6 protein-coding genes and 1 pseudogene are annotated in these 10,591 nt (G+C 43.1%); 4 read left to right on the top strand and 3 right to left on the bottom strand.

Annotated features, from left to right (window positions below; all coding sequences use genetic code 11):
- Positions 1-1,362, top strand: a 1,362-nt coding sequence (locus GCCT14_RS02415) for an Hsp70 family protein (RefSeq protein WP_108624086.1), incomplete at its 5' end; no start/stop codon positions are given.
- 50 nt (positions 1,363-1,412) lie between these two features.
- Here the strand turns inward: GCCT14_RS02415 and GCCT14_RS02410 are convergent.
- From GCCT14_RS02410 to GCCT14_RS05365, 3 genes are all read right to left on the bottom strand, one after another.
- Positions 1,413-3,863, bottom strand: a complete 2,451-nt coding sequence (locus GCCT14_RS02410) for a hypothetical protein (protein ID WP_157952505.1) — start codon at positions 3,861-3,863, stop codon at positions 1,413-1,415.
- A 495-nt stretch (positions 3,864-4,358) separates the two neighbouring features.
- The gene (locus GCCT14_RS02400) at positions 4,359-5,108 is read right to left on the bottom strand and encodes a hypothetical protein (protein ID WP_108624083.1); all 750 of its coding nucleotides are present in this window, start codon (positions 5,106-5,108) and stop codon (positions 4,359-4,361) included.
- Between the two features lie 848 nt (positions 5,109-5,956).
- Positions 5,957-7,513: a hypothetical protein gene (locus tag GCCT14_RS05365; protein ID WP_192875480.1), complete on the bottom strand. Its 1,557-nt coding sequence runs from the start codon at positions 7,511-7,513 to the stop codon at positions 5,957-5,959.
- A 130-nt stretch (positions 7,514-7,643) separates the two neighbouring features.
- Between GCCT14_RS05365 and GCCT14_RS02390 the strand changes: the two genes are divergently transcribed.
- The 3 genes and pseudogenes from GCCT14_RS02390 to GCCT14_RS02380 all read left to right on the top strand — a co-directional run.
- Entirely contained in the window at positions 7,644-8,060 is a 417-nt protein-coding gene (locus tag GCCT14_RS02390) for a hypothetical protein (RefSeq protein ID WP_108624081.1), read from the top strand.
- Between the two features lie 368 nt (positions 8,061-8,428).
- The gene (locus GCCT14_RS02385) at positions 8,429-9,217 is read left to right on the top strand and encodes a hypothetical protein (protein WP_108624080.1); all 789 of its coding nucleotides are present in this window, start codon (positions 8,429-8,431) and stop codon (positions 9,215-9,217) included.
- Positions 9,218-9,638: 421 nt separating this feature from the next.
- Positions 9,639-10,591 (top strand): annotated as a pseudogene (locus GCCT14_RS02380) (hypothetical protein); the annotation flags it as partial.

Genomic DNA, 10,591 nt, shown 5'->3' with positions numbered 1-10,591 from the left:
ATTGCTGTTTACGACTTAGGTGGTGGAACATTTGACATCTCCATTCTGGAAATTGGAGATGGTGTGTTCGAAGTCGTTGCTACAAACGGGGATACCCGTCTTGGGGGAGATGACTTCGATCACGTTATCATGACTTGGCTTATTGATGGCTTCAAGAGAGATCATGGAATAGATCTTTCGAAGGACAAAATGGCACTTCAAAGAGTAAAGGATGCTGCCGAACGTGCAAAAATAGAGCTTTCAACTTTGCAACAGACTGAAATCAATCAGCCATTTATCACTATGGATGCATCAGGCGGTGGTCCAAAACACTTACAAGCTACTTTGACACGTGCTAAATTTGAGCAATTAAGTCACTCATTGATTGAGAAGACTCAAGGTCCTTGTCTGAAGTGTTTAGAAGACGCGAAGCTTTCTCCATCCGATATTACAGATGTTCTTCTCGTCGGTGGAATGACTCGTATGCCAGCTGTTCAAGAGGCAGTTAAAACCATATTCAAGAAAGATCCTAATAAAGGTGTTAACCCAGATGAAGTTGTTGCGATTGGCGCTGCGATTCAGGGAGGTGTGCTTGGTGGCGATGTTAAGGATGTTCTACTTCTTGACGTTACATCTTTGAGCCTAGGTATTGAAACTCTTGGAGAAGTGATGACAACCATCATTCCAAGAAATACGACAATTCCAACACAAAAAAAGATGGTCTTTTCTACTGCAACTGACAATCAGCCCGCCGTTACGATTCGTGTTTTGCAAGGTGAGCGTCCAATGGCTTCGGACAACAAGTTAATTGGTGCATTTGATTTAACAGAAATACCGCCTGCACCTAGAGGCGTGCCCCAAATTGAGGTTGCTTTTGACATAAGTGCAGACGGTCTACTTCATGTTTCTGGAAAGGATCTGTCGACTAATAAAGAGCAGAAAATTCGAATTGATGCGAAGTCTGGATTGTCGGATGTTGAGATTCAAGAAATGATCAAAACTGCAGAGAAGTTTGCAGAAGAGGACAACAAGCGCAAAGAAGCTGCAGAGCTTCAAAATGAAGCTCAGAGCCTTTGTTTTAGAGCACAAAAGGCAGTAGATGATTATAAAGATAAACTTCCGAAAGATATCACAGAAGGCGTGCAGACTCGCATAGACACTTTAAACAAAGAACTGAATGCACAGCCACGTGATTTGGATAAGCTAAAGGAAGCTCATAAAGATCTTAACAACTATATGCAAAAGATCGGTGAAGCGATGAATAAAGGGGCTCAAGGAGCGCCACACGCTACCACGTCAAGTGCTTTCAAGAAAAAAACCGATGGATCTGACGGTGCCCAAGAAGCAGAAGCTGAGGTTATCGATACTGATCCTAAGGCATAACATTGGGGATTTCTTGATCTTACTCAACCCGGGAGACTATCCCGGGTTTTTTATTGTCCGAATTCCTTTTGTAAGTTTTGCAAAGTCATACTTGTTGCAGTTGTCTGTCCAACAGCTAGTGGCCAGACAAATTCATTAACGAAAGCAATATTTCCAGCTGCATCTTGAGCATTGTTATTTAGACGAGTCAAGACCGCATTTAAACGTGGAGTACTCGCACGATGAGTCAAGATTTCCTCTCCTGGCCTTCCAACACTTCGCAAGAGAAGAGATTGCAACTCTAGACTTAGCAATTCTCTATCCCCTTCTACAGGTTGCTGCCTGCCCAAAGGATCTGTACGCAATCGCTCTGCCCTTCCCTCGGCTTCTTCAGGGGGTGCATTTAGCAATTGAACTGCTCCCAAAAGTAAAGACGCGATTCCAACCGATGCCTCAGCTGATAGATCCATTGAGGCTTCAGACATACTGACCATTGAGGCAGTCGCCGCTACTTCATGTGCAGTTGAACCAACCACATATTGACCTCTGGAACCAGAAGACAATCCTTGTGCTATGCCCATTGATAAATCTTGTAATCTTGGATAAGCACCTGTTGGCGTCATTGTCCAGAATTGTGAAGAAACAGGTTGTGGGAAGCTAGGAGCAAAATACGTATGACGGTCAGTCAACATAACAACAGGATCTTGTAGCCCGCTTGGAAGGCTTTGAACAGTAGTAACTTCATATCCGCCATCACCTGTTCTTGCTACACGCAATATGGAATCTGAAGATGGCTCTCCCCCAGATACGAGCGCGTATCCACTTCGATCACCCCAAGATTGAAAAAGACTCGATAGGAAAGTTTGAACTGCTTGTGAATCAGGTGAAGCTTCTTCCTGTGCAAGAATGATATTTGGAAGATGTCCTATGTTTGGTGTTTGTCTAAGGACAGCTCCAACGTGACTGCCCCATTCTCTAGGAGCTGCATCTAAAGATTGCAAAGGAGCCCTTGAGAGAAGTTCTGGAGGCAATGATGATAAATTGCCTGCAACAGTCTCCCTAAATCTATGTAAACTGACCAGAGTGCGTGCTCTTTGTGCAATAACAGCGCCACCACCTCCAGCCGCAGCTCCTCGACTAGAGTCAGATGACGTAGAATCTACATCTGTTTCTCTTCCCGATGAAAAGTCTTCTGATGTTTCACTTAAACGTTGAAGATCATCTCCAAGCTCCTTGAGACTATCTGACATTAGAACAGAACCAACGGACGCGTCTGCTATTCTGCTCTCTGCTTCTTCTCCTGGTTCTATTGCCGATCTTGCAATCTCTGCTAAAGATGTGGATTCGTCCACACCTAAAGATCTTAAAGTAGGAACGAGATCAATAGAAAGTCTGCGTGGTGACTCATCGCCCCCTATCTCAGGATAAGATGACATTCCATGTTCTCTAAACCGTTCAAGAGCTTCTAAAAGAGGAGTATCCGCTCGTTTTAGCTCTTTTCTCTTCTTCCTTCTTTTTCTAGTCCCTGCAATGACAGCATCTCTAGCAATTTGTCTTCTCCTTACGTCAGGCAACCTCTTGGATCTTCCTCCATCTTCGCTTGAAGAAGAGGCAGTAGTAAGTAACTTTGAAAGAGCATCTGTTGTTTCGCGTGCTGCTGCATGAAGTGGATGTTCTTTATCGCTATCACTTGAAGATTGTGTCCCTTCGCTTGAAGAAGAGGCAGTAGTAAGTAGCCTTGAAAGAGCATCTGTTGTTGCACGCGCTGCTGTATGAAGTGGATGTTCAGCCCCTCTCACTTCTTCATCACTGTCACTCGATGAACTAACTGAATCTGTCACTACTTTAGCTAATTCACCAACGTCGGATGTTAAACGTCTTGCTGCAGCATGTAATCTATCCGCTGTACCTGAATCGCTATCGGTGTCTGGAAGATTTAAATCAGGTATTCTACTGCTGACAGTAGGAGTAGAAGGAGATGGTGGCCTCGACACTTCTATGAAGCTACTAGATGGTGGTATTAAGCGCCCTCTTGTCGCTCGTACGGAGCTTAAGGCAGGAGCTCGCAAGGCGTTATAAAGATCTCGAGCTGCTTGTTTAACCGGTACACTTTCCACTGCTTCTTGCACTCCTTCACCACTAACAGATCTACGAGTGAAATGTGCCCTAATGGATTGAGCACTAGCATGTTCATTGATTCGAGAAGCTGAAAAGTTTATTCCTCTTGATCCAGCACGTCCTGTTTGTACTCTTCCTACAAAAATCCTCTGCACGTTTTGAGCGATCGCTCTCATCCTTAAATGAGCTGTTCGTGCCGTGTCTGGATCTAGATCTACTCCATTTGCATAGTCATGAAGAGTTGCAAGAGTAGCTTGATCAAGCTCTCGACCATCAAGGCGAATTCGCATGACGAAAACTTCACGACCAGTCGCTGTACCAACTTCCGCAAATGTTTCGTAACGACCGTTTACCTGTCTTACTCCGACATTAAAATCATTTCCCCGCGTTCTTCTTGGATCCATGCCTCCCCCTTTTCTATTGAACAGGTATCACCTGCCCTAACCAGATTTAAAACAGATCGATCTTTATTGGCAGATGATTGCAATCGACTTAGAACAAAATCGGAAAGTGACTTCATTTGGAAAGAAAAGAGGCAAAAAATGTTCTCAATTTCAAAAAAATTAAAAAATAATGCTAACAACTCTTGACATCGAAACAACTATTTGTAGATCAGGAATCTAAACAGATCGTTACTTTCTTCTTCTCATTATAAAATCATGAAAAGGATGCAATCCTGTTCATTGGAAAGATTGGAAGAAATAAAACACGAACATCATCTCAATTGAACCTGATGAATCATCAGACCAGAAGAGCCATTAGCAAAAAAACGATCAGGGAAAAAGGCCCACCCTTCTTCACATTGGGCCAATAAAATAGTAGGCCTGATTGAAAACGAAGGCTCAGTTTTTAAAATATCAACGAAGGGAAGGACGTATCATGACACTAGGTTCCCAGCCTCAATCGCACCAAAAAAAACAACCAGCACCCAGATCGGGGGTTGGGAAGAAGTCATCATCGCCCAAAATTATGTTTGGAAGGGCAAAATCAGCAACAATCTCCAAGGAGAAAAGTGTGAAAGCAAAAACAGGAATCACCACAAGGAAAGGAGCAACAGGAGTAAGAGCGAAAGCTAAGTCAACTGGCTCAGCATCCCCTCGAGTTACACAAGCTCTAGTTGAAGAGCTACTATCTTCCCACGCAACTAAGGGCAAAAAGGGTCGATCCGCTTCCGCAAAAAAGGTCACGGCTAGAAAATCTACAACAAGAATAAAAAGTAGAAAAATAGTCCGAGCAAAAGCTGCAAGCAAAACTGCTAGTTCCAGAGTCGGTTCTATTAGGAAAAAGCTAACGACCACAAAATCAACTAAAGCTGCAACTGTAAGAAAAACTCGTACAGGAACAGCCAGTAAAAAAGCTACATCTCTACGTGCAAAGCCAAGAACAAGCACAAAAACAACATCGAGAACAAAGACACAATTAAGAGCGACAGCTACAAAAAAGAGAGTCATAAAAAAGGCAGCTCCCAAGAGAGGGCCAACGAAGAAAATTGTTCGAACAGCCAAAAAAGCAACAGGATTAAAAAGAGCTGCAGTAGCTAAAAGAGGTGCAGTTACTAAAAGAGGCGCCGTCGCTAAAAGAGGTACAGTTACTAAAAGAGGCTCAGTATCCAGAAGAGGTGTAGGTGCAAAAAGAGGCGCAGTAGCCAAAAGAACTCTATCCTCTAAAAAGTAAAATAGTCGATCGCGTCTAATAATTCCGTGATCATCATTGATATTTCTCTATTAGTAATCTTTAAGAGCCCTTTTTGGGCTCTTTTTTGCACAAAGATTGTTGAAATACGCAAGACTCAGTTAACATACACGCCTCCTGCGTTTCTAAATGTTGCAACAACCAAAAACTTTTCCTAATTTTGAAAAAAGACACTTTCTCTTTTGATTTCACAAACACAAAGTGCGTTGTTCGTAAGAGCTTCGAAAAACCTTCAAAGAAATTTATCTTTTTTTTCGGCAAGTTGGTTGTTGCGTATGTCCGTTCCAGATGTGACATCTCAATACATAGAAGCGCTTGATTCGTGAGCATCTTTTCCTGAATATTCTCATCTAGAGAAAAGATTCACGTCGATATATTAGCCAGGAAATCGGTTTATGAATAAGAAACACAATTCCTCCGATGAGGAAACAGTCGAACAGGAAATGGAAATCTGCGCCCAACACGATGAGCAATGCTTAGAAGGTAAAGAAAGGAGTTCCAGTGAAGTTATAGAGGCGCTTTTTGCTCTCACTAGAACACTGATTCTTACCAGGCTCTCTATTACAGAAGATGATCCTCGTTTTGATTTCGATGCTATGCTCACACAAGAAGAACTTGAACAGGTAAATGCCTTCTTTCTTTCTCATTCTCCTTCGAGAGTTCTTTTGGCAGATCTTGCACCGGAACTTTGCAAGCGTTTAACCAATGAGTTTCAGAATCAAGGGTTTGATTCCTTTCAATGCATTTCTGAAGATTGGGTACGAACATTTGTTTCTCATACTATCTTTCTTTTACGTGCGACTCTTTACCAATTAGAAAAGCAAAAAAAACCAGCAAGAAAAGGTTCCCAAAATGTTGAAAAACAAGTAGAGGATTCATCTTCTTCTCGTACAGTTTTAGATCTTTCCGATGGAAAGTCTCCACTTCCAGAGCACATAACACTTCCACTTCCTGATATTACAGAAAACGAAGATGAAGTTGAGGAAAGCGGGAAACGCACAAGAGAAGATTCCAAGACAAGATCGGCCCGAGTTACTCGAGGCAAACCAAGAGCAACTGTAGGACGATCAAAAATTTCGCAGGTGAAAACAACAAAAATGAGACGTAGATCATCTACAAAAAACGATTCCGAGTTGGAGAATGAAAATACATTTTCCACACGAACTAGGACAAAAGTTGCTAGAAAAGAATGGGGAGCTGCTTCCAGGGGTTCGTCTCGTGTGACCAGAGAAAAGCCTATTAGTAATTCCGAAGGGTTGAATCCTCCTACTGTAAGACGAGGGCGACCACCAAAAGCAAAAATATCCGATGCTACTGCTAAACGAGATGGATGGAGATCGACTTCGACTGGACGTCGAATTACCAGTGAAGTCAAGCAGAATAGAGTCCCTCGCACATCAACTAAGAGGGAGGCTGACTTCGACCGCGCTCCTCGACGTACAACTCGTGGAATTGGTGTAAGAAAGGCTATATCAAAGAAGTGGGAGGATTTGGAAGAAAGTCGCCCTATCAGAAAAAAAACCACAGCTGCGTTTTCTAGAGGTAGAAGAACAAGCTCAACGCGAGATACTTCTAAAGTGTACCGTTCTAGGAGTGCATCTTTAACAACTCCTACTAAAGGGAGGCGATCTGCCACACCTAGAGATACATATGAGGTCGATCGCCCTAGGGGAAGGCCTTCTAAGGCTTTTGCTGCAGGTAAGAGAACAAGAGGGGTTAGAGAATCGTCTGAAAAAGATCGTTTTAGCAGAGGAAAAGAACCAACATCTTTTTTAAGAAGAGGAAGACCTAGTGCCGCATGGAGTGCATCGGAAGAGGACCGTCCTAGGGGAAAGACATCAACTGTATTCAAAAGAGGCAGAAGAGCGAGCACACTTCGTGATATTCCTGGAGAAAGTCGTTCGAGAGGAAGGCCCTCAACCACATTTCCAAGAGGTAGAAGGGCCATTACGACTAGAGAGGCATCTGATACAGATCGCCCTAGGCGGAAATCATCTACTGTTACAGGTGCCAGGAATAGCACTAGGGAAAAAATCACCAAAACAGGACGTACAACCACACGACAAAGTACGACACCAAAGAGAAGATCAACGGCAGCAGCTACAAGATCGTCTGTTTCTTCGACGAGGCGTGCAACTACACGACGAGCCACAACTACAAAGAGAAGAGCGACAGCAGCTGCTACAAGGTCGTCCGCTGCTTCCCCCTCTACTAGAGGGAGGGCAGCAAGGGGTCCTTCTGTAACAAATCGAAGCACACGAAAAACTACTTCTTCTAGCCGTTCAATCACAGGGGCAAGAGGGTCATCAAAGGTTAGAGGCGTCAGGGGCAAATCTACAAGATCTAAAAGAGCATAGTTCAATTGGGTTGACGAAGTTGGGGCCTTTCAAGTAGAATTTCTCTTGAAGGGTTCCTCCCTTTCTTCTGTCCGAATCACCTAATTTTCATACCTAAATTCGTCTTTAAATTCTAACTTGGCTAACAGCGTAACTATGTCTACTTCCTGTGAACATGGAGACTGTGACTTGCGAGTTGTTCAGGTTATCTTACAATCGATCCGATCTTCCCTAAGTTCTGAAAGTCTTTCTAATGCTAGAAAATTGAGAAAATGTACTCAGCTCTGTGGAGAATTGCTTGATTTTCACCCTGTTCATACTTTCGAAGAATTCCACAGTTTCGTCTTAGCAATAGGCTATAAAAATCAATCCGAAAAAAATATTTTAGAAAAAGCTTCTTCTGATGCTTGGTTTAATCCACCTAAGCTCAAAAGAAAAAGCCTTGTTCCCGCTGAGCTTTTACTTCCTAAAAAAGTCTCGAGGAAAAAAAAGATTGCTCGTGCTCTTATCAAGAAGCCTTCTAAACAACTTCCAGCTCGCAAAAAGAAATCCAACCGCAAACCCTGCATATAAAGAATTAATTTTTCGCAGCACGTGGTGTACTGATCATCTACTTCGGGATTTTCCTTATCCAGGATTTCCCAGCCTGAGACAGTGCCATACATGATACCGATCCTCCTCTCCTACCTTCCATAAGCACCATAAACCCGGATGATATGGTCAGTACTCCACGCCCTGTGAACACATGAGAATGAATGTACTCTGAAAATCCCATCAATCTTGTTAATGACATATCCATTCTCCTTCTTGTGCTTGAGATTGAGTTCCTATCGTTATTTGCTAATTTAGCTCAAATATTGGTATCTCTTTTTTAGAAAGCATGCCTTGTCAAACACTTTGACACTGCCACGTAGGAGAAAAGGGTAATAATACCTCCTACGATGTACTTAAGAACGCTTACTCAACACCTTTCCAGAAGAGCTGCGGCTCTCATCCCAGCTTGCCCTTTCAGGCTATCTAGATTCTCTGTATCTTTAGATCGGGTTATGGGATTTGGTGTATTTCGCGTAGTACGTTCGGTATTTGAAAGGATTCACTTCTTATTCTTTTCTGCTTTCCGTTTCTTGCAAAAAAGGTTGTGGAGCACGAGTCGCACTATAGAGGTCTCTCCTTCTCTAGTTATTGATAGTCGAGCTACAGATCCCTTGGAAGGAATTGTTGAGAGAGTTCATCACTCTTCTTCCGAATGTAGAGATGCAGTCTTGAATTATGCGAGAGCATGTTTTGAGGTTAATCCCCATCTTCTGATTAATCCGACTGGATCTTTGCTAATGCTTTCAAGAGGTTTATCAGACCCTTACTGGATCGGTTGGCTTTCGACGGCATTTGAGCATTACAAAGAAGATATTTGTGTATTAGCGAGAGATATTCAGCAAAACAATGATCAGAGGTCTTCCACTTCTATTGTTACCTCTTCTCAGATGAGAAAGTCTTTTCAGTTACTTAAAGCTCAAGCATTGACTCTTTTTGGCTTAAGTAATGAACTTTACCAGTTAGCCTCTCAAGGTCGCAAAAGGAAGCTTTCTAGAGTTTTATTTACTAGATTTGTAGAGAAATCAACAAAAGATACGATGAGCCCAAATCTTCGTCTTTTCCTTGTAAAAACACACACAACTCTACAGAATGCGATTGGAAAGCAAGTTTTGAATCCCAATTTTCTGCGTGTGTAACAAAACGATAAATTCACTATGTTTCAGTTGGTCTCTTCCACTGCGATTGATATTTGCTAGACCTATAAAAGAAGCAATTGTCAGAGTAGGTAAAAGGGATAAAAGAACAATGGTCGACCGATTAGCTTCAGTCGTTCTTCAAAGATTTTACCTTTTCATCTTTAGATCCAAGTAAGTTTACGCGAACAGTATTTGAGAGCGAGAAAATCCTAAGAAATAGGAAGCCTCCCAACAACAATCTCGTTTAGAACAAACGACAAAATATTTCGCCGAATAGGGCATTAAAATCGTCCTAAACGGATATTACAACTTATCATTTTCTTCCCAGTTCCCACACTGGACTTATTGAGATAGATCATTCCTATAAGACAATAAGAAATCACTCTTCATCTTAACCAGTAACACCACCGAGATATTCCCAATGAGTAATCCAATCTCACCCAATAACACTCCAAGTAGACCTGTAAGTAGGCCAACAGGTAATGGATCTAAAACTGGAAGTTCAGGTCCTCTCGGCCCTGGTGTAAAAGTTGTACCAGGTGGCAAGTCTTCGAGTACACCGACAGCGGTGGTTTTCCAACGTGCAGAGATCAATGCCAGACAGCAAAGAGCGAGAGCAAACAAAGGTCTTCAGGGTCGAGATGTCGAGCAAGTTAGGGATAATGGAAACAGTGGTGGGACAGGTGGAGTTAAGCCTAAAAGAGGCATTATCCAAAAATTAAAAGCTCTTATCAGAAAGTTACTTGGTAAAAAGAAGAAAAAGAAGAGCACGTCTTCGTCCTCCACAGGTACACAAGCAGGAGGAGGACCTCGACGTCCAGCTCCACCAAGGAAAAATGCCCCTCCAAGGCCTTCTAGACCTCCTTCTAGCGGTGGGGAAGCTCCAGCAAGACCACAGAGCAGGCCTGCTGGCAGACCAGCGTCTCCACCTAAGAGCAAGCCACCGCTAGCTCCGAAACCTCAGTCTAAAGCTCCACCAAAAACTTCTTCTCCACCTAAGCAAAAACCACCGCTAGCGACAAAGCCTCCTCAGGCTAAAGCTCCACCAAGACCTTCTTCTCCACCTAAGCAAAAACCACCTCTAGCGACAAAGCCTCCTCAGGCTAAAGCTCCACCAAGACCTTCTTCTCCACCTAAGAGCAAGCCACCGCTAGCGACAAAGCCTCCTCAGGCTAAAGCACCACCAAGACCTTCTTCTCCACCTAAGCAAAAACCACCTCTAGCGACAAAGCCTCCTCAGGCTAAAGCTCCACCAAGACCTTCTTCTCCACCTAAGCAAAAACCACCTCTAGCGACAAAGCCTCCTCAGGCTAAAGCTCCACCAAGACCTTCTTCTCCACCTAAGCAAAAACCACCTCTAGCGACAAAGCCTCC

The organism is Candidatus Similichlamydia epinepheli (genome assembly GCF_003056015.1).
Note: the sequence above shows the minus strand (reverse complement) of the source record. Positions and strands in the feature narration are given on the sequence as shown.

Bases quoted from the DNA above. Each gene is read 5' to 3' on its own strand.
- GCCT14_RS02410 (WP_157952505.1), bottom strand. From the start codon at position 3,863: ATGGATCCAAGAAGAACGCGGGGAAATGATTTTAATGTCGGAGTAAGA.
- GCCT14_RS02390 (WP_108624081.1), top strand. From the start codon at position 7,644: ATGTCTACTTCCTGTGAACATGGAGACTGTGACTTGCGAGTTGTTCAG.
- GCCT14_RS02385 (WP_108624080.1), top strand. From the start codon at position 8,429: ATGTACTTAAGAACGCTTACTCAACACCTTTCCAGAAGAGCTGCGGCT.